The organism is Natranaeroarchaeum aerophilus, assembly GCF_023638055.1.
GTDB classification, from domain to species: domain Archaea; phylum Halobacteriota; class Halobacteria; order Halobacteriales; family Natronoarchaeaceae; genus Natranaeroarchaeum; species Natranaeroarchaeum aerophilum.
In genome coordinates this window covers 50,598-67,626 of record NZ_JAKRVY010000002.1, presented here as the reverse complement: position 1 = coordinate 67,626, position 17,029 = coordinate 50,598, and the positions used below count along the sequence as shown (strand labels likewise).

Sequence of the window (17,029 nt, the reverse complement as noted above, 5' to 3'; positions counted from 1 at the left end):
CGGACGGATACCGTGGCCAGAGGACACTTATAGGCCCTCACCTAGTGGTACGTATGTCCGAGGATACGGGAGCTACGATCCCCTTCGCGGATCTCACGAGCGCGTGGATGCAACTGGGGGAGAGCGCAGTAAAGAGTGCAACAGCGATGAACCGGGCCGCCATCGGGGTCGCGGGAGATAACGGAGACGCACACGATGACAACGAGGCCAGGCCGGGCACGGACGGCGCTACAGTACGGTCCGGTTCGATTCCTTCGCTCGCGTTCGAGGGCAAGGACTGGCAGTTCGAGCGCTCGGTCGAGCGGGCCGACGCGATCACCGTGGGCGACAGCGTCAGTTTCAGCAAGTCGATCGACGACGAGGACATCGAACGGTTCGCACTCGCCAGCGGTGATACGAACCGACTCCACATCGACGAGGCGTTCGCCGAAGACTCGCGCTTTGGCGGTCGGATCGCCCACGGGACGCTCGTTTCGGGCCTCATCAGTGCCGCCCTCGCACGCCTGCCCGGGCTGACGATCTACCTCTCACAGGATCTGGAGTTCCGTGGCCCCGTCCGGATCGACGACCGTGTCACAGCCACCGTCGAGGTCATCGAGGCGCTCGGTAACGATCAGTACCGCCTCAGCACGATCGTCAGCGACGAGGAGGGGGAGACGATCATCGACGGCGAAGCAGTCGTACTGATCGACGACCTGCCCGCGGAGTAGCCACGCGCCAACCGGTTGTCCGGCTGAGAGCGAGTCGATCCGCGCGCTGGACGATAGCCGGTGTTCGCGCGGGCCGAACTGCACTATCGTCTACGTTGTTCCCGCTCTTACCGCTATAGATTAGAGTATCCTTCAGGATCTTACACCCTCCATTCGACGGTTATTGTGTTTTTGGCCAGCCTAAATCGCCAACTATATATTGTTTAGGCAGACCTAAATCAGGATATGGCACACGATGGTTCCGGTCGGGCCGGGCGCACTGTAATCGACCACTCCCGCCGGCGCGTACTTGCGGCATCAGGCCTTGCTGTTGCCGGATCGGTCGGGCTGGCTGGCTGTCTCGGCGACGACCCCGGCGATCCCTTCGACGACTACGGCCCACAGGCTGCGGCACTCGAATCAACCGCGGTATCGTGGGACGATCTCGGAGATCTGGAAGGCGAGTTGACGATTTACTCCGGGCGCTCCCGGGATCAGATCGATCCGCTGTTCGAGATGATCGAAGACGAGTATCCCGACTTTACGCTGAGCATCGACCACGACGGTAACGAAGACCAGCTCAACAGCCTTCGAGAGGAAGGCGAGAACAGCCCTGCCGACATCTTCTACACGCAGTCTTCGGGGGCACTTGCAGCACTCAAATCGGACGGCCTCGCGCGGGAACTGCCCGAAGACATCATCGGGGCAGTCGACGACGACAAGAGCGACCCCGACGGCCGGTGGACCGGCGCGTCCGGCCGCGTCCGGGCAATCATGTACGATACCGACGAGTTCGACGGCGAGGATCTGCCTGACGACATCTTCGCGTATGCCGAGGACGAGCAGTTCCGGGACATCATTTCGACCCGGCCGAACTCCGGAACGTTCCGATCGTTCATCACGGCAATGATCGAGATGGAAGGCAAGGACGAAACCCGGGGATGGATTAGTGACATGGTGAACCAACAAAACGCCACACTGTACTCCAGCGGCTCACAGCAGGCCGAGGAGGTCGCATACGGTGATCAGGATATTGGCCTCGGGAACCAGTACTACGCGGGCCGAATTCTGAACGAGGATCCCGACGCTACGCTCGACGTTGCGTTCACCAGCGACGATCCTGGCTGTCTGTTCAACGTCTCCGGCGTCGCCATCCTCGAAGCCTCGGACAGGCCGAACCTCGCCGCGGAGTTCACCCGACATATCCTCGCCGCGGAAGGCCAGGAGTTCTTCGTCGACGTCAACGGCGAGTACCCCGTTGTCGACGGCGTCGACTACGTCGGGGACCTCCCGACCGTCGACGAGATCAACCCGCCGTCGTTCGACCTGAACGCGCTCGGAGATCTGGAACCGGCGAGTGACCTGCTCCGCGAAGAAGGAATGACTGTCTGAGGTTGGTTGGCCAGCCCGTCGGTCGGTCCACTGACGGACTCCGATTTAGGAAAGCCTAAAACCTTCGCGGGCGAATTGGGCTGATAGAGTTGTCCCGTGGGAACAAATCGTTTCAGTAAACTGGTGACATCGGACGACGCCGATGCCGCATCTGTCGGTCTCCTTCTACTGAGCGGTGCTATTGCGGCACTGGTCGTCTCGCCACTACTATGGCTCGTGTTGCGCGCTTCGGATGTTGAAGCCGCACGGGCAGCTAGCCTGATGACCTCCGCAGATACCGTCGAGATCCTCACCAACAGCGTCGGGCTGATGGCTACCGTGACCATCGCCTCAATACTGATCGGTGTTCCACTGGCCTTTCTGACCGTTCGAACTGACCTTCCGTACCGCCGGTTCTGGACCATCGTCGCCGCCTTGCCGCTAGTCGTCCCGAGCTACATCGGCGCGTTCGCGTTCGTCTCCGCATTCGGGCCGCGAGGAGAGCTGAGCTCGCTGCTGGGTGTCGGTCTTCCTGAGGTCTACGGGTTCTACGGCGCGGCCCTCATTATCACGCTGTACACCTATCCGTACGTCTTTCTGACGACGCGAGCGGCCCTGCTGTCGATGGACTCGTCGCTCGTCGACGCCGCCCGGACGCTCAACTCCGGCCGGTTCGAGGCGTTCCGTCGCGTCACGCTCCCACAGATCCGTCCCGCAATCGCTGCCGGGGCCCTGCTCGTTGCCCTGTACGCGATCTCTGACTTCGGGACGCCCGCATTCATGCAGGTTCGAGTGTTCACGAGCGCGATCTACTGGGAGTACGGCGCGTTCAACGTCGAGTATGCCGCCTTGCTCTCCCTCCAGTTGATCGCCGTGACGGCGATCGTAATCGCTATCGAGGCGGGTGTGGGCCACGACGACGACGCCAGCGCCGGGGGCGCGGACGGCGCGCGACTCCGACTTGGCGCGTGGAAGTGGCCCGCGATGGGTGCGTTCGCGGGTATCGGATTCGTCACGCTCGTCGTACCAGTTGCGATCTTCGGGCTGTGGTTCTTCCAGGGGACCGGTGGCGAGGTCGCCTCGCTGGAGTTCGAGCTCGAGTACGTCGTCAACTCGGTCACGCTCGCGGCGCTGGCGGCCCTCGTTGCCAGTGCGCTGGCGATTCCAGTCGGCTACATGGCGGCCCGGTCGGACTCGCTATCCGCCCGACTATTCGAGCGGATGACCTACGTCGGCTTCGCGGTGCCCGGCATCGTCATCGGGCTCGCGCTCGTCTTCTTCGGCTCGAACTACCTGCCGTGGGTCTACCGGACGGTGCCGTTGCTCGTGTTCGCGTACGTGGTTCGCTTCCTCCCGCAGGCCGTCGGGAGTACCAGAACGTCGGTACTACAGGTCGACGAGCGCCTCGACGAAGCCGCCCGGACGCTGAATGCCGGTCGTGTCGAAACGTTCCGCCGGATTACGCTCCCGCTCATCGCACCGGGCGTGATCGCGGGGGGCGTCCTCGTCTTCCTGACGACGATGAAGGAGCTTCCGGCGACACTGATGCTCCAGCCGATCGGGTACGATACGCTCGTGACGATCATCTGGGCCGCCCACGAGAGCGTCTACTACCGGTATGCGGCGCTGCCTGCCCTCATTCTCATCGTGATCTCCGGACTCTCGATGATCGTACTGTTGCGACAGGAAAAGTACAATGTCAGCTGAATCAACGACTACCACGACGGAGCAGGCCGCTCACGAACAGCAGCGGGAGACCGCACCGCAACAGGTGGCAGACGAGCCACTGTTGTCAATCGACGAGATTTCGAAAACGTTCGGCACGGAAGTCGCCGTCGAAGAGCTGTCACTGGCCGTCGAAGACGGGGAACTGCTAACTCTGCTTGGCCCCTCCGGCTGTGGCAAGACGACGACGCTCCGACTGATCGCTGGACTCGAACGCCCAGATACGGGCGCAATCCGCGTTGACGGTCGGCCGATCGCGACAGGTGAGAATACCTTCGTTCCGCCGGATGCCCGCGACATCGGTGTCGTCTTTCAGGACTTCGCACTCTTTCCACACATGACCGCTGCCGAGAACATCGCCTTCGGCATCGACGACTGGCCCGAGTCAGAACAGCAGCGCCGCGTCGCGGAGTTGCTCGATCTCGTCGGCCTCGGCGAGCAGGGCGACTCCCGCCCCGAAGAGCTTTCAGGCGGTCAGCAACAGCGCGTCGCACTGGCCCGCTCGCTCGCACCAGAACCCACAATCCTGCTGCTCGACGAGCCGTTCTCCAACCTCGACGTTGACCTCCGTGTCGAGATGCGCGAGGAGGTTCGCCGGATCCTCAAAGAGACCGGCGTTACCGCCGTCTCGGTCACGCACGATCAGGAGGAGGCTCTGTCGATCAGTGACCGGGTCGCGGTGATGCACGACGGGCGTCTCGAACAGGTCGGCCGTCCAGAATCCGTCTTCCAGCGGCCGAAATCCCGATTCGTCGCCGGCTTCCTCGGCCACGCGAGTTTCCTCTCGGGCTACGTACGGGGTGACGAGGTCGACACCACCGTGGCGTCGATCGATCGCGACCAGGTCCATGGGCTGGCGAGCCAGTACGATATGACCGAGATCGACGTACTCGTCCGACCCGACGACGTGCTTGCCTATCCGACGACGGAAGCAGAGGCAGACGGTCGAGTGACCTACCGGCGGTATCTCGGCCCCTCGGTGCTCTACCGGGTCGAACTCGACAGCGGCGAGACAGTCGAGTGTATGCACAACCACAGCGAATCCCTCGATCTGGATACACCCGTTTCCGTGACCCTCACGGCCGATCACGAGCTCGTCTGGTTCCCGAAAGGGAGTCCGAGTCGATAGGTGGCGTTCGAGTACCCGCAGGCGCCGTAGTTTTAATACACCATAAACAAGTTGTCTGTGTGATGGATAGACGAACGTCGGCAGCCGCGACTGGTCTGATCGCCCCGGCAATCGCGGCGGTGACGATCCTTGCGGCGACACTTGTGGATCCGGGATTCGTCTGGGCAGATGACGCGCTCTCGAACCTCGGGGAACTCCCGGCTGGCGAATCCGTTACGCTGTCCTTTCTCGTCGATACCCCACAGTTTGCTCTGTTCAACGGGGGTCTGATCCTGACAGGCCTCGTCGGCCTGCCGTTCGCCTGGCGGCTCTGGGTGGACGCTGACCATCCGCTACAGCGGGTCGGTGCAGCCCAGTTCGCGGGCGCGCTGATCGCGCTCGCGCTGGTCGGCGTTTACTACATCCCACGCGATCCCCATGGTGCAGTCGCGATCGCACATTACCTGCTCGGGATCGTCTTCATGTGGACTCACGGGACTGGAAGCGTCCTCGCTGGTCGGACGCGCTGGGGCCTCGTGACGATCTGGCTCGGCATCGTTCACCTGGTGGCGTGGCTCGTCTGGGCGGCCCTGCTCACTGGGCAGATCCCCGGCCTCGCAATCCCCGAAACCGTTGGGGCTTTGATCTTCGGTGGCTGGTCCGCCGTCGCCGCCCGGGAGAAACTCGACTGGCCGCCACTACCCGACACACTGGATCGGTAGCGATCGGGCGCAACAGGTCGCTCGTACCCGTTTCCGGTGTGCTGGCAGTAATCCTTAAACCATGGACGTTCCTACAGGTCCGTATGCACAAAGACGAGCTTCTGGAGCTTCACGAGCAGATGGTCATCATCATGGAGAACTTCGCCGAGCGCGAGGGTGTCGACGACGAGCTGTTCGAGCCCTATGATGAACTCGAAGTGGACCCATCCCACGTCCACAAATCCAAAAGCGAGCACAAACACGCCGTCTTCGTCCTGGGCAACGCCCTCGCGAACGCAATGAGCGACGACGAGTTCTCCAGTGCCGGACGCATCGGCAAGCGCATGGAGGAGCTCGCAAAAGACGCCGAAGGCAAGATCTGAGCCGGACGACCTGAGCCGGGCGACCCTATTTCCAGCCTGCGGGGAAGACGCCGGAAAGTATTTGTTTCGCTTGTGGCTTGTACTCGGTATGAATACGCGCACGCTTGAGCGCGTCGAGCGGTGGGAGTCCCGACCTTTCTCCGGTGGGTACGAGGGGCTCCGTGATCTCGCCGGAACGGAGTTTACCGGCGCGGTCGAGACCGCTGGGACGTGGTTGTTCATGCTCAACGGCCGGATTATCGGCGTCCACGATGGCAGTATCGAGGCGTTCGAGGACGCATCGGGCACCGCCCATGTTGCTCCCGAGCCCGCACTCCCACTGTTGTTCACAATGTGGGAAGGCGAGACGGAGACGCGGGCGAAGTACTATACCGAAGACACGCCGGTCAGCGAGGTCGACAACACGCTCACTTCGGGGTCGTTCACCGGCTACCTCGAACTGAGCGAAAACGTCCTCAGTGGCGACTACTTCGTCGTCTACTACGGCGGTCGCTCGATGAGCGCCGCGTTCGTCGGTACCAGAGAGGAGCTGGTGGGCGATGACGAGGCGTTCGAGCGGGCAAACGACGAGGTCGGCATCTACGAGGTCGTCGACGCCGAGGTCGACGTCATCGAGATTCCGGAAGCGGATCCCGAACCGGAGACTGTCGAGGGCGCCGGTACATCGGCTGAGGGCCTCGACTCGTCCCCGGAACCGTCCGAATCGGCCCCGGACCCCTCGACTGTCGACCCCACCCCGACGACGGATGAGACTGCCGAGACGGCGGGGGAGATAGAAGACGCGTCGGAAGAGGTGTCCACGACAGCTCCGGACGCCTCGACAGGCGGACAGACGAGCGCTCAGCCGGGAGAGGAGGCAGAGTACACGAACGAGAGCGAGACAGTTGAGAGTATCGATCCGACAGCTGACGCGGCTCCGGACCCCGTTGAGTCCGACGAGGCGGCCACTCGGGAATCCGGCAGCCTCGGAAACTCCGGCCAGCCCTCGGACGTCGCGGATGAGACCACATCTGCAACCGCCGGTGAGAACCGAGGCACGGACGACGAGTCCACTGCGGACAGAATCGACAATCCAACGGCCACGGAGCAGTCCGACGACCGACCTGTCGACGGGAGTGTAACAGCCGAGCCCCCGTCGGACGAGTCGGAGGAGATCGCGGAACACACACCGAACAGGGATACTGAGGAGCGTGTCGGGGGCAGCGTCGATGACACGCCGATCGCCGGTGAGACGACCACAGACAAAGCGACGGCCAGTGAGACGGGTCCAGGTGAGACGACAGCAAGTGACACAGCTCCGGACGAGCCAACGACCAGCGACGCCGACACCGGGGCGGTCGCGGCACCGGAACGAACCGTCTCGGAGACACCCTCCGGAGCAGATACGCCATCCGGAGACAGCGCCGATACGCCGGAGGATCCCATCGGTGCGGAGGCCGACTGGCGCGAAACGACGGTGATCCCCTCGCTCGATCCGGTCCATACGGAACATCCCGAACCCGATGCCGAGGACGCGACCGGGAAAGCGTCCGGTTCGACATCTACCGCTCGAAGCGCTCCCGAGCAGACGAGTCAGGAGCGATCGGCGGCTGGCTCCGATCGACAAACCAGGTCGACACCGGACCGACGCGAGAGTACGACCACAGAGCAGCGTCACGACGAGGGGGGCGCTCAGGCTGGCAATTCGACCCGGACGCCCCCGTCCGGAGACCAGCAGACGACAGCCGAAACGGTTCCGAAAGAACGGCTCGCCGAGCGTGAGGAACGGATCGACGAACTGGAAGCGAAGATCGAACAACTCGATGCGACCCGCGAGGAACTCCGAACCGAACGCGACGAGCTAGCGGCCGAAAACGAGTCGCTTGCAGACACGGTCGAACAGCTCGAGCGTGAAGTCGAACGGCTCCGGTCCGAGCGTGACGAACTCCAATCGACTCTCGAAGCCGCCGGGAAGACGGCCTACGATTCGAGCCAGCAGATCCAGCCCACACAGGCGATTTCCGGGACAAACCTGTTCATCCGGTACGGGTCGAAAGGCGAGGCGACGCTGGAGGCGGCACACGACAGTGCGGCAACCGCGGAGGACGTCAACGCGAACCTGCAACTCGAACGCCATACGACATTCGAGGCAGATTCTGTGGCCGTACAGGGCGAACCGTACGACACCTTCCTCGACGGGACGCTGGAGATGCAGTTCGTCGACTGGATCGTCGAGACGCTGCTCTACGAGATTCAGGATACTGGCAACCAGAGCGGTCTGAGTGACCTCTACGACGCCATCCCGGAGATCGACCGTGTCGAGCTCGAGGGGGAAATCGAGCTCACGTACACGGAGAACGGCGAGGAGGTGACCGAGGTCGCCGCCTTCGACGTCGTGTTCCGGAACCGGATGGGCGAGCCCCTGATCGTGGCCGATATTTCGGACTCCCGGGACCCCGCAGGCGAGCGAATGCTCGTCGAACTGGAGTCCGATGCGAGCCGTGTCAAGGAGAGTTCGGAGACGTTGAGTGCCGCCTTCCTCGTGACCTCCTCGTTCTTCGAGCCGGGAGCGCTCGAAGCGGCGAGCGAGGCGACAAGCGGGAGTTTCCTGAGTCGGGACTCACGAATGAGTTTCGTCAAGCAGTCCAGAAAACAGGGCTATCACCTCTGTCTCGTCGAGGCGCGCGGCGACGAGTTCCACCTGAACGTACCGGAGCTCTAGCTCTGGACTTCGACCGCGTCGTCGATTTTCATCGTATCGAGTTTGTCGACGATATCGTCGAGTTTTGCGTCGAGTTCGTCGACGAACTCCGCGGTGCGCTCGGTCGTGATCGCACCCTGACTGGACGGCTCGATGAGGTTCTCCTCTTCGAGCACGCGCAGGGAGTAGCGCACCTTGTGGTGCGGGTATCCTGTTTCGTTGGACATCTTGACGATTCCGATCGGTTCGCTCTCGATGACCATCTTCAGTACCTGCAGATGCCGCTCCAGCATGTCCACTTCTTTCTCAAGCCGGTCTATCATGGCATTTGTTAACTTGTCGTAGCGGGTTTTAAAGGTTACCCTCCGAATCGGAGAAATCGACTGACTGAAACCTTTCTCGTGGTGGTAGTTAACACGTTCGATTCCACTGGTCAGAGTTCCTCCTCGTACTCGGCCCCGTATTTGATGAAAAAGTAGGCCATGAACGTGACGATCACCAGCGCACCGATAGTCCCGACTGCCAGCGTGACCGCGTCGCCCGGCAGAGCCGGTACGGCAGCACCGTTCTCACCGTTCGTGGTTGCTCCTTCCTCCACCTGGATCGTTCCGACCATCCCGACAGAGAGGTGTGGGTCACAGTGAAACTCGTAGGTCCCCGGTACCTCGAATGTGAACTCGTACTCGAATCCGGTGTCCTCGATCGGATCATGCCCCTCCCAGTCGGCCCCGTCAGGCTGGGAGTCGACAGCAATGTTGTGGGTATCGGTGATCCAGACGAACTCGACGGTGGTCCCTGGCGGGATCACGAGTGGGCTATCGGTCCCCGGCTCGTACGCGAAATCGACGAGTTCGACAGGTACTGTTTCTCCGTCCTCGCCGTTTTCCGCGTCATCAGGTTCTTCCTCACCATCCTCTTGCTGTGCGAGAAGTGCTGTGGACGTGCCGATCCCACCGCCAAGAACCGCGCGCCGACTCATGCCGCTCGTTTCGGCCCCATCGCACCGCTCGCCCTTTGCTCTCGTCTCGACGCCGAGGGCCGTCATCCCGGCGTGGCTCTGGCCCGGAACGTCGTCACTCCGGGACAGTCGCTGTTGTGGCATCATCGTTCTCCTGTGAAGCTATGCTAACACAGGACATAAGCGTGCACGCTCGGCGGGTGGTCCGTGGTCGAACCACGCAAACCGTAATCGGTTTATCGGGAGCGATAGAACCCGACTGTGTTATGACCGTAACCATCGTCGGGTCCCAGCTCGGCGACGAAGGCAAAGGCGGCGTCGTCGACCTCTACGGCGACGCTGCCGACGTAATCGCTCGGTATCAGGGCGGCGATAATGCCGGCCACACCGTGGTCGAGGACGGGACCAAGTACAAGCTCTCGCTCGTTCCGAGCGGAGCGGTTCGTGGAAAGGTCGGCGTCCTCGGAAACGGCTGTGTCGTCAACCCGAAGACGCTGTTCGACGAGATCGATACCCTCCGCGAGCAGGGACTCGATCCGGACGTCCGCGTCGCGCGTCGTGCACACACTATTCTCCCCTATCACCGCGTGCTCGACAACATCGAGGAGGACGTCAAAAGTGACACAGATATCAAGGTTGGCACGACCGGCCGCGGTATCGGCCCCACATACGAGGACAAGGCGGGACGCCGCGGTATCCGCATCGGCGACCTGCTCGATCCCGAGGTACTCCGCAAGCGTCTGGAGTACGTCGTCCCGCAGAAACGCGCGCTGATCGAGGACGTCTACAACGTCTCGCTTGCCGACGTGGACGACGTGATCGAGGGCGTCGACGTGCAGAACGCCTTCGACGTCAGCGCGCTCTACGAGCAGTACCGCCGGTTCGGCGAACGCCTCGACGAGGAAGACATGACCGTCGCAGCAGGCGAGTTCCTTGCCGAGACAATCGACGAGGGGGGCGAAGTGATGTTCGAGGGCGCACAGGGTACCTCGATCGACATCGACCACGGGAACTACCCCTACGTCACGTCCTCGAACCCGACGGCGGGTGGTGCGGCAGTCGGTACCGGTCTCGGACCCACGACCGTCGGTCAGGGCGAAGTTATCGGCATCGTCAAAGCGTATCTCTCCCGGGTCGGATCGGGGCCGCTGCCGACCGAGCTGGGCGACGTAGACGCACAGATCGAGGGCACAGGTGAAGGCAAGGAGTACGAACTCGCCACCTACATCCGCGAAGAAGGAGGCGAGTTCGGGACCGTCACTGGCCGTCCACGACGCGTCGGCTGGCTCGACATGCCAATGTTGCGCCACGCCACGCGTGCGAATGGCTTTACGGGGCTCGCAGTCAACCACATTGACGTGCTGGCCGGACTCGACGAAGTCAACGTCGGCCACACGTACACCCTGGACGGCGAAGAGATCGATACGATCCCGGCAACGACCGAACGCTGGGAACGCTGTGAACCGAATCTGAAGACGTTCGCTGGCTGGGAAGACGCCGACTGGGCCGACGTTGCCCGGGAGGGCTACGATGCCGTCCCCGAAAACGCGAAGACCTACCTCGAGTATCTCAGCGAAGAACTCGATACGCCGGTGTACGCCATCGGTGTCGGACCGGGTCGGGACGAGACAGTCATCCGCGAGAACCCCTTCGAAAACTGAGCGCAAACCCGCACGTTTTTCTCCCTCGCATCCCACCGTAGGGATATGAAAGAGTCGCTGCTCGACATCATCTGCTGTCCGCTCGACAAAGCTGACCTTGAACTGGAGGTCGACGAGCGAGAGGGCGAAGAAATCCTGGAAGGCTCGCTGACCTGCACCGACTGTGGCGAAACCTATCCGATCGAGGACGGGATCCCGAACCTGCTGCCGCCGGATATGCGCGAAGCGGCCTGAGCGTCGGTGTCAACCTTTTTACCCTCTCGCTGCAACCGGTGAGATGTGCCTGACGACCTTCGCGTCCACCTGAACCGCGACGAACGCCACGCCATCGAGCCAGCGGAGTCCTCACTGGCGGTGGCCGAGGGGTTCGAGGTCGTCATCGAGAACCATGGCGACGCGTCACATGTCAACATCGGACTCGACGGCGACCTCGCCGCTGGCGGTGCGGTCGCGACGCCGAACCCCTTTATCCCCACCAACGAGACACTCCGTCTCGGGATCGACATTACGACCGACCACCGACCGCTCGAAGGGAGCCTGACAATTTCGACGGGGTACGGGCAAACACGGATCGAGCTCCCGGTCTCTGTTGTCTCACCCCAGCAGACCGGCGTTGACGCCGATCCGACGCCGAAACGAGCGAACGGTGGCCGTTCGGTCGAGTCCGATCCGATGGAGTTCATCGCGGTACTGAAGCGTGAGCTAGATCCCGGAACGGCCGCGCTTGTTTTGCTCGCGGTCATCGCGTTGGCGGTCGGGCTCGTTGCCGCGACGCTGATCGACAGTCTCGTGGTCGTACTCGCCGTGGTACTGGTTGTGCTGGCGGTCGCTGGAAGTATCGCAACGGTGCTCCGGCCGTAGCGCCGCAGAACGGATGGACTGAACTGTTACTCCTCGACTTCGTGGGCCGCTAGCTCGCCGTCCTCGTCGAACCGTTTGGCTCGCAGATAGCGCGCTCGATATCGGTTGGCACCCTCGTAGACGTCCGCCTCGCGGATCTCGTCGACACGTCCCTCGGCGACGGTGTCGATGATCTCCTCGATCTGGCGGAGTTCGCTCAGGGTCAGATCGACCTGAAAGGTCTTCTCGGACTCGTTTTCGAGTGTCGTCCACTTGCGCGCCGCGGCGACGACGAGCGAGCAGGGCTCCCGACAGGGGTACTCACCGTCGCCGCCGTCCGCGGCGAGGTGGTCGTCCTCGGCGTACTGCCACTCGCGGCGTTTGGTACACTGTGAGTCGACACAGCAGGCCTCGGCGATCCACTCGACCGCCTCGCGGTCTATCTCCTCAATAATCTCGTAGATGCCCGTCTGTCGTTCTGCAGTGTCTCGCCAGTGGCTGATATCGAGTTCCCCCTCGCGCTCGCGCTGCCAGTTCGGGACGGTTGCAGGATAAATGTACTCGATCGTCTGGAGCAGATCCGGCGCGTCGAGCGCGGGGAAGGTCCAGCCGGACTGGAGCGTCGGGGCGGTTTTGAGGGGCCGATAGCGTCCGTCATCGTCGTAGGTGGTGAGATCACGGGCGGAAAGCGGGTCGTCGTAGGTGTCGAGATCCGCGGCGTCGTGGTCAATGTCGTTGACGTGTCGTACGTCGTACTGTCTGATCCCGTCCTCGTCGACTGTAGTCGTGATTGCTAGCTCTCCCCAGTGACAGGTGACCCCATCGTCCAGTTTGGTGTATCGTTCCGGTGGAGAAAGTCCGTCCGCGTCTTCGAGCCACTGGAGGAACGCCAGTCGGTCCGCTTTGGTGGTGTCAACGACGTGGGTCCAGTAGTACCAGTCCGTGACGTACGGGGAGTGGTCCGTGGCAACTTCGTGAAGTTCGCTCTCGGCGAGTTCGGTGTACTCCTCGTCGAGGATATGAACGGCATACTCGTCCCCATGTTGTTCCACGAGCAGCCCCTCGAACTCGATCCCATCCTCGGCGGCCGACAGCAGGGCGTCGAACTGTGGCGCGTTCATCAGTCACCCGCCACCGGCTCGTCGCTCGTCGCCTCGCGGACCTGCTCGATAGCCGTCCCGACATCTGCTCCGGCGTCCGCCGCACGTTCGAGCACGACGTCGGCCATCAGCGCCTCCGTGCCAACCGCGCCGGAGTACCAGAGGCGGTGACCGTCGACCTCGCCCGGAACCGGATAGCCGGTCCGGTAGTCGTCGGTCAGTCCCATGTCCTCGGGAATATCCTCCTGGGTGTGGAATCCATCCGCAATGAAGAGTGGAACGACGACGATATCTCTCGACTCGAAGAAATCGGTGACATCGTCGACCTCCGGCTCTTCGTCCATGAACACCGACTGGACCTCGTCGAAGCGTCCGCGGTCGCGGATCTGGTCGGCGTGGTAGTAGATTGCCTTCGCGCTGTTTTCGTTGCGTTCGGTACCGTGGCCAACGACTGCGAGCCCGAACCCGTCATCGATGTCGGCGTCGTGGTCTGCGGTGACCGACTCGGCACGCTGGACGATTACGTCCGACATCGCTTCGTGGGTGCCGACCGGGCCGCAGTAGTGGATCGTCTTTTCGACGTCACCCGCCCCGAGCGTGGCCTGTGTGGCACTGACGCCGTCCTCGGAGTCCCACTCCTCGATGTCCCAACCGTCCAGTCGGAGCTCGCGGGGGATCACTTGCTCGGTGAAATAGCCCTCGCTGATGAACAGCGGGACGACGTACACCTCGTCGCTCTCGACGGTCCGGAGTACTTCTCGAAAGCTCGGTTCTTCCTTCCAGAAGGCCTCTTTGACCTCGTCGAACGCGCCTGTCTCGCGGATCCGATCCGCGTGATCATAGGTGGGCGTACTTGAGTCCGGATTCAGGTGTGAACCGTGTGCGACGATGACCAGCGCTTGCATAGGCCACGCTCAGGCCCGAACTCTCTTAGGGACTTCGGCTGCGGAATCGCTCGCAACGACGGCCCCACAACTTAATCTTCCCGAGTGCGTCCACGACGATATGTCTCTCGCAGAACAGACTCGAGCGGCCGTCCGCGAGCAACCGTTCCTCTTCGATGCACTTCGGGCGGATGTCCTCAATTATACTGCTGCCGCCCGGTTTCTCGAGATCGACGGTGACGAAGAAGCGATCGCGACCGCGCTTCGGCGCTACGGTGAGGAGCTGGAATCGTACGACGAGGAACCGGTTCGTGCGACAGTGACGATGCAACGTCGAGTGGGGATCACCGAAGCACCGGATCCCGATGCATTGCTCCGACTCGGCGAGGTCGGCGTCGAGCCTGACGGACCCTACACCGCCATCTCGGCGTCCGGTGATGTGCCGCCCGGCGCGCTGGGGAGCGTCTGTCAGCGCCTACAGGCTGCGGGGATCGAACTCGCCGCGGCCGCGGGTGTCGACGGCGAGCTCACGCTGGTCGTGGACAACGATGACGCGGCCAACGCGCTCCGGATCGTTGAGGACGCGGTCGGGTCGCTACCGGTCCCTGACGGGTACTGACCGGGTCAGTTCGCAAAGAGAGTGTCCCGGAGGAGGGCGGGGGCAGGGCTAACCTTCATACTGTTTCAATCCGAAGGACACAAATGAGCATGAACTGCAGAGTTGTCGTCGAGGCGGCCGTGCCGGTATACGACGTGGAAACGCCCGACGAGGCGGTTCGGATCGCCATCTCGAAAACGGGTGCGATGCTCAACCCGGACCTCAACTACGTCGAGATCGACATGGGCGAGCGCGCGTGTCCGCACTGCGATGGCGAGCTCGAACCGGCCTTCATCGCTGCCGACGAGGCGCTAGTTGCCCTCGAACTGGAGATGACCGTGTTCAACGTCGAACGCGAAGAACACGCCTCGCGGATCGCCCGCAAGGAGATCGGGCAACGCCTCGAAAACATCCCGCTGGAAGTGATCGAAATCGAAACGATCGAGGAAGATGACGAGGGAGATGAAGAACAGCCCGATAGCGGGAACGGGGACGAACGTGACGGCGACAACGACGGGAACCAGCAGACTGGTGAGGACGACGCGGACGGGCAACAGGCTGCCGAGTCGTCCGACGATGACGAGGTTCTCCCCGAGTTTGAGGACCTGATCGAGTAGCCGCCCAGCGCGAAACTCTGTAGTCTACGAGATCTATTCATCTGCTGACACAGCGTTCGACGAGCGCACCGCTTTCGGGAGTAGGGCTTCAGGGAGAATCGCAATGTAAGAAATCTCAGTCCGCGGTCGCAGGAACGGCTTCAGTCTCTTCGTCGAGGTCAGAGGTAATACAGTTCGCAAGTGCAAAGACAGCGGCCTTGTGATCGGTTTTCGATTTGTGGATGGATGTCGGTCGTACACCGAGATCCTCGTAATCGGAGTAATCGAGCGAAAGCTTGTTGTACTCCTCGTAGTTGTTTGATACTTCTGCGAGCAGTCCGTGAAGGTGAATGAGCTCCTGCTTCTTCATGGGCACATACGACTATAGAGTGCAGGGTTATATTATTATCCTGAGAGCCGTTACCACATGTCTTCGTGCCGAACGGTACGCTCAGCATTCGAGTGCACAGTTCACCCCCACGCAGTCAGGCATAACTTCGACTTACCGTCGTCGAGTATGTACGAAGTGCTGAACGTTTATGTTCGTTTGTTAGCTAGGGCCGGATATGGACTACGAAGAGCAACTCGACAGAGCGATCGAAGGGACTCCCGACATAACGGATGAGTCGAGCCGGTTCAGTATCCCCGATCCCAACGTCCGAGAAGAAGGTTCGACGACGGTGTTCGAAAACTTCCAGTCCACGGTCGATCGGTTCGGGCGCGAGGACACTCACGTGATCAAGTTCCTGCAAAACGAGCTGGGGACAAACGGAGAAATCGACGAGAGTGGCCGCGCCCGGCTCACTGGGTCGTTCCGTGACGCACGTATTGCCGACGCGCTCGACGAGTATGCCGAGGAGTTCGTCCTCTGTGATGAGTGTGGGCTTCCAGACACCCGGTTTGAGCGCGAGCGGGGCGCGCGCGTGCTCCGCTGTGAGGCCTGTGGCGCGATCTCACCGACCGGTGAGTAGCTACTCGAACTGTTGTAGCGTCTCCAGGTCCCGATCGGTGCGCATAAACTCCGCAAGCTGACGGCTCGCGTGACAGTTCGGACAGTGATAGACGTCACGCGAGTGTGGAAGTCCGTTCACGGCAGACTGCCAGTTTTTACCACATTCCGGACAGAGAAGTCGTGCGGACGCTTCGTCCATGACAATAGTGTACACATAGCAGTGTCATAAAGGTTGTTCCCCGGTCAGTAACCACGTCGCTATCAGCTACAGCGGAGTCGGAAAATCGAGTGCCGCCCTAGATCCGGCCGACGTTCTGGACGTCGACGCTTTCGACGCCCTCAACAGTCGAGAACGCTTCCTCGACGGCTTCGGTACCGCCCGCATCGTCGGGAACGATCACAGTCGGGATGAGCGCAACGAGACCGAACGCGACGTCGTCACGCTCGACGCCGTTGATCTTCGCGCCCTCGGGCAGGGAGCTTTCCAGACGGTCCTGGAGTTCGTCCAGGTCAATCTCGGGATTCTGGGGCATGACCTTGACGGCGGCGGCGACTTTTCCCATGGTTACGGCCCTCGGAACCCGCAGTCCGGGCATTCATAGAGGTTGCTCTGTTTCCGGCACTTCGCACAGCGGACGATCTGGGCACCGCAGTCCGGGCACTTGAACGACGCAGCGCTCGTTCCTGCGATGTTGATCCCGCACGAGACGCACTTTTGCGCTCGCGCCTTCTGGGACTTGCTCATACATCCTTGTATCCCGTCACCGCTTTTAACCGTTTTCT

At 62.0% G+C, this 17,029-nt stretch carries 21 protein-coding genes; 13 read left to right on the top strand and 8 right to left on the bottom strand.

Annotated features, from left to right (window positions below):
• The first annotated feature begins 53 nt into the window (after positions 1 to 53).
• The 7 genes from AArcSt11_RS04665 to AArcSt11_RS04635 all read left to right on the top strand — a co-directional run bounded on the left by AArcSt11_RS04665 (position 54) and on the right by AArcSt11_RS04635 (position 8,678).
• Entirely contained in the window at positions 54 to 710 is a 657-nt protein-coding gene (locus tag AArcSt11_RS04665; protein WP_250595080.1) for a MaoC family dehydratase, read from the top strand.
• A 225-nt stretch (positions 711 to 935) separates the two neighbouring features.
• Positions 936 to 2,081, top strand: coding sequence for an extracellular solute-binding protein (locus AArcSt11_RS04660; RefSeq protein ID WP_250595078.1), 1,146 nt, complete (start codon positions 936 to 938; stop codon positions 2,079 to 2,081).
• Positions 2,082 to 2,204: 123 nt separating this feature from the next.
• Entirely contained in the window at positions 2,205 to 3,767 is a 1,563-nt protein-coding gene (locus AArcSt11_RS04655) for an ABC transporter permease (protein WP_353617693.1), read from the top strand.
• Positions 3,757 to 4,914 (top strand): ABC transporter ATP-binding protein, encoded by a 1,158-nt coding sequence (locus AArcSt11_RS04650; RefSeq protein WP_250595074.1) that lies wholly within the window; start codon positions 3,757 to 3,759, stop codon positions 4,912 to 4,914. The genes AArcSt11_RS04655 and AArcSt11_RS04650 overlap by 11 nt, the downstream gene beginning before the upstream one ends.
• Positions 4,915 to 4,976: 62 nt before the next feature.
• The gene (locus AArcSt11_RS04645; protein ID WP_250595072.1) at positions 4,977 to 5,615 is read left to right on the top strand and encodes a DUF998 domain-containing protein; all 639 of its coding nucleotides are present in this window, start codon (positions 4,977 to 4,979) and stop codon (positions 5,613 to 5,615) included.
• Between the two features lie 83 nt (positions 5,616 to 5,698).
• The gene (locus tag AArcSt11_RS04640) at positions 5,699 to 5,977 is read left to right on the top strand and encodes a UPF0058 family protein (protein WP_238478996.1); all 279 of its coding nucleotides are present in this window, start codon (positions 5,699 to 5,701) and stop codon (positions 5,975 to 5,977) included.
• Between the two features lie 88 nt (positions 5,978 to 6,065).
• On the top strand, positions 6,066 to 8,678 hold the full coding sequence (locus AArcSt11_RS04635; RefSeq protein ID WP_250595070.1) for a DUF7527 domain-containing protein: 2,613 nt from the start codon (positions 6,066 to 6,068) through the stop codon (positions 8,676 to 8,678).
• Here AArcSt11_RS04635 and AArcSt11_RS04630 read toward each other — a convergent pair.
• Together AArcSt11_RS04630 and AArcSt11_RS04625 are read right to left on the bottom strand one after the other, a co-directional pair.
• Positions 8,675 to 8,980 carry a hypothetical protein gene (locus tag AArcSt11_RS04630; protein ID WP_238478994.1) on the bottom strand — a complete coding sequence of 102 codons (306 nt, stop codon included), beginning with the start codon at positions 8,978 to 8,980 and terminating at the stop codon, positions 8,675 to 8,677. The two genes, AArcSt11_RS04635 and AArcSt11_RS04630, sit on opposite strands and share 4 nt — an antisense overlap.
• A gap of 110 nt (positions 8,981 to 9,090) precedes the next feature.
• Positions 9,091 to 9,759, bottom strand: a complete 669-nt coding sequence (locus AArcSt11_RS04625) for a cupredoxin domain-containing protein (protein WP_250595068.1) — start codon at positions 9,757 to 9,759, stop codon at positions 9,091 to 9,093.
• A gap of 122 nt (positions 9,760 to 9,881) precedes the next feature.
• On the opposite strand from AArcSt11_RS04625, the gene AArcSt11_RS04620 reads away from it, so the two are divergent.
• From AArcSt11_RS04620 to AArcSt11_RS04610, 3 genes are read left to right on the top strand one after another with little or no spacing between them, the layout of a single operon-like run.
• Positions 9,882 to 11,276 (top strand): adenylosuccinate synthase, encoded by a 1,395-nt coding sequence (locus AArcSt11_RS04620; protein ID WP_250595066.1) that lies wholly within the window; start codon positions 9,882 to 9,884, stop codon positions 11,274 to 11,276.
• Between the two features lie 45 nt (positions 11,277 to 11,321).
• Positions 11,322 to 11,510, top strand: coding sequence for a methytransferase partner Trm112 (locus AArcSt11_RS04615; RefSeq protein ID WP_250595064.1), 189 nt, complete (start codon positions 11,322 to 11,324; stop codon positions 11,508 to 11,510).
• A gap of 45 nt (positions 11,511 to 11,555) precedes the next feature.
• Positions 11,556 to 12,137 (top strand): DUF7524 family protein, encoded by a 582-nt coding sequence (locus tag AArcSt11_RS04610; RefSeq protein ID WP_250595063.1) that lies wholly within the window; start codon positions 11,556 to 11,558, stop codon positions 12,135 to 12,137.
• Positions 12,138 to 12,163: 26 nt separating this feature from the next.
• On the opposite strand, the gene AArcSt11_RS04605 is transcribed toward AArcSt11_RS04610, so the two are convergent.
• Positions 12,164 to 13,237 carry a DR2241 family protein gene (locus AArcSt11_RS04605; protein WP_250595062.1) on the bottom strand — a complete coding sequence of 358 codons (1,074 nt, stop codon included), beginning with the start codon at positions 13,235 to 13,237 and terminating at the stop codon, positions 12,164 to 12,166.
• Positions 13,237 to 14,121, bottom strand: coding sequence for a CbiX/SirB N-terminal domain-containing protein (locus tag AArcSt11_RS04600; RefSeq protein WP_250595061.1), 885 nt, complete (start codon positions 14,119 to 14,121; stop codon positions 13,237 to 13,239). The genes AArcSt11_RS04605 and AArcSt11_RS04600 overlap by 1 nt, the downstream gene beginning before the upstream one ends.
• Before the next feature lie 100 nt (positions 14,122 to 14,221).
• Between AArcSt11_RS04600 and AArcSt11_RS04595 the strand changes: the two genes are divergently transcribed.
• A complete protein-coding gene (locus AArcSt11_RS04595; protein ID WP_250595060.1) occupies positions 14,222 to 14,719 on the top strand; it encodes a DUF7523 family protein in 498 nt (165 codons plus the stop codon).
• Positions 14,720 to 14,808: 89 nt separating this feature from the next.
• Positions 14,809 to 15,315, top strand: a complete 507-nt coding sequence (locus AArcSt11_RS04590) for a DUF555 domain-containing protein (RefSeq protein ID WP_250595743.1) — start codon at positions 14,809 to 14,811, stop codon at positions 15,313 to 15,315.
• Positions 15,316 to 15,430: 115 nt separating this feature from the next.
• Here the strand turns inward: AArcSt11_RS04590 and AArcSt11_RS04585 are convergent, their stop codons facing one another.
• Positions 15,431 to 15,664 (bottom strand): UPF0058 family protein, encoded by a 234-nt coding sequence (locus AArcSt11_RS04585; protein ID WP_250595059.1) that lies wholly within the window; start codon positions 15,662 to 15,664, stop codon positions 15,431 to 15,433.
• A gap of 196 nt (positions 15,665 to 15,860) precedes the next feature.
• Between AArcSt11_RS04585 and AArcSt11_RS04580 the strand changes: the two genes are divergently transcribed.
• The gene (locus tag AArcSt11_RS04580; protein WP_250595058.1) at positions 15,861 to 16,265 is read left to right on the top strand and encodes a translation initiation factor IF-2 subunit beta; all 405 of its coding nucleotides are present in this window, start codon (positions 15,861 to 15,863) and stop codon (positions 16,263 to 16,265) included.
• On the opposite strand, the gene AArcSt11_RS04575 is transcribed toward AArcSt11_RS04580, so the two are convergent.
• From AArcSt11_RS04575 to AArcSt11_RS04565, 3 genes are all read right to left on the bottom strand, one after another.
• A complete protein-coding gene (locus AArcSt11_RS04575) occupies positions 16,266 to 16,445 on the bottom strand; it encodes a DUF7836 family putative zinc-binding protein (RefSeq protein ID WP_250595057.1) in 180 nt (59 codons plus the stop codon). It lies immediately after the preceding gene.
• 97 nt (positions 16,446 to 16,542) lie between these two features.
• Positions 16,543 to 16,809 carry an elongation factor 1-beta gene (locus AArcSt11_RS04570; protein ID WP_250595056.1) on the bottom strand — a complete coding sequence of 89 codons (267 nt, stop codon included), beginning with the start codon at positions 16,807 to 16,809 and terminating at the stop codon, positions 16,543 to 16,545.
• A 2-nt stretch (positions 16,810 to 16,811) separates the two neighbouring features.
• Positions 16,812 to 16,991, bottom strand: coding sequence for an HVO_2753 family zinc finger protein (locus tag AArcSt11_RS04565; RefSeq protein WP_238478981.1), 180 nt, complete (start codon positions 16,989 to 16,991; stop codon positions 16,812 to 16,814).
• Positions 16,992 to 17,029: the final 38 nt, after the last annotated feature.

Bases quoted from the DNA above. Each gene is read 5' to 3' on its own strand.
- AArcSt11_RS04665 (WP_250595080.1), top strand. From the start codon at position 54: ATGTCCGAGGATACGGGAGCTACGATCCCCTTCGCGGATCTCACGAGC.
- AArcSt11_RS04660 (WP_250595078.1), top strand. From the start codon at position 936: ATGGCACACGATGGTTCCGGTCGGGCCGGGCGCACTGTAATCGACCAC.
- AArcSt11_RS04650 (WP_250595074.1), top strand. From the start codon at position 3,757: ATGTCAGCTGAATCAACGACTACCACGACGGAGCAGGCCGCTCACGAA.
- AArcSt11_RS04645 (WP_250595072.1), top strand. From the start codon at position 4,977: ATGGATAGACGAACGTCGGCAGCCGCGACTGGTCTGATCGCCCCGGCA.
- AArcSt11_RS04640 (WP_238478996.1), top strand. From the start codon at position 5,699: ATGCACAAAGACGAGCTTCTGGAGCTTCACGAGCAGATGGTCATCATC.
- AArcSt11_RS04635 (WP_250595070.1), top strand. From the start codon at position 6,066: ATGAATACGCGCACGCTTGAGCGCGTCGAGCGGTGGGAGTCCCGACCT.
- AArcSt11_RS04630 (WP_238478994.1), bottom strand. From the start codon at position 8,980: ATGATAGACCGGCTTGAGAAAGAAGTGGACATGCTGGAGCGGCATCTG.
- AArcSt11_RS04625 (WP_250595068.1), bottom strand. From the start codon at position 9,759: ATGCCACAACAGCGACTGTCCCGGAGTGACGACGTTCCGGGCCAGAGC.
- AArcSt11_RS04620 (WP_250595066.1), top strand. From the start codon at position 9,882: ATGACCGTAACCATCGTCGGGTCCCAGCTCGGCGACGAAGGCAAAGGC.
- AArcSt11_RS04615 (WP_250595064.1), top strand. From the start codon at position 11,322: ATGAAAGAGTCGCTGCTCGACATCATCTGCTGTCCGCTCGACAAAGCT.
- AArcSt11_RS04605 (WP_250595062.1), bottom strand. From the start codon at position 13,237: ATGAACGCGCCACAGTTCGACGCCCTGCTGTCGGCCGCCGAGGATGGG.
- AArcSt11_RS04600 (WP_250595061.1), bottom strand. From the start codon at position 14,121: ATGCAAGCGCTGGTCATCGTCGCACACGGTTCACACCTGAATCCGGAC.
- AArcSt11_RS04595 (WP_250595060.1), top strand. From the start codon at position 14,222: ATGTCTCTCGCAGAACAGACTCGAGCGGCCGTCCGCGAGCAACCGTTC.
- AArcSt11_RS04590 (WP_250595743.1), top strand. From the start codon at position 14,809: ATGAACTGCAGAGTTGTCGTCGAGGCGGCCGTGCCGGTATACGACGTG.
- AArcSt11_RS04585 (WP_250595059.1), bottom strand. From the start codon at position 15,664: ATGAAGAAGCAGGAGCTCATTCACCTTCACGGACTGCTCGCAGAAGTA.
- AArcSt11_RS04580 (WP_250595058.1), top strand. From the start codon at position 15,861: ATGGACTACGAAGAGCAACTCGACAGAGCGATCGAAGGGACTCCCGAC.
- AArcSt11_RS04575 (WP_250595057.1), bottom strand. From the start codon at position 16,445: ATGGACGAAGCGTCCGCACGACTTCTCTGTCCGGAATGTGGTAAAAAC.
- AArcSt11_RS04570 (WP_250595056.1), bottom strand. From the start codon at position 16,809: ATGGGAAAAGTCGCCGCCGCCGTCAAGGTCATGCCCCAGAATCCCGAG.
- AArcSt11_RS04565 (WP_238478981.1), bottom strand. From the start codon at position 16,991: ATGAGCAAGTCCCAGAAGGCGCGAGCGCAAAAGTGCGTCTCGTGCGGG.